General features: G+C 60.5%; 1 protein-coding gene. It reads left to right on the forward strand.

The features are described 5' to 3' along the window. The coding region (locus tag AC1D0P_RS30655; protein WP_477680176.1) for a type 1 periplasmic-binding domain-containing protein at positions 1-413 on the forward strand (413 nt) is incomplete at both ends.

Genomic DNA, 413 nt, shown 5'->3' on the forward strand with positions numbered 1-413 from the left:
CCGGCAAGACCAATGTCATCAGCCTGATCCTCAGCATCAATGAAGAGCTGATGGGGCTCACCTCGCACATCGTCTACGGCATCACCGAAATTCTTGCGAGCACCAATTACCACCTGATCGTCACACCCTACGGCACCGACCGCGATCCGATGGCGCCGGTCCGCTACATCCTCGACACCGGTGCGGCCGACGGCGTCATCCTCTCCTCGACCGAACCCGACGACCCGCGCATCCGGCTGCTCACCGAACGCAATCTGCCCTTTGCCACCCATGGCCGAACGCAGATGGGCATCGTCCACCCCTATCACGATTTCGACAACGAAGCTTATGCTTATGAGGCGGTGCAGCGGCTGGCGGAAAGGGGCCGCAGCCGGATCGCCATCATCGAACCGCTGCCGCAATTCACTTTCTAT

The sequence above is a fragment of the Polaromonas sp. P1_G2 genome, from assembly GCF_056405515.1.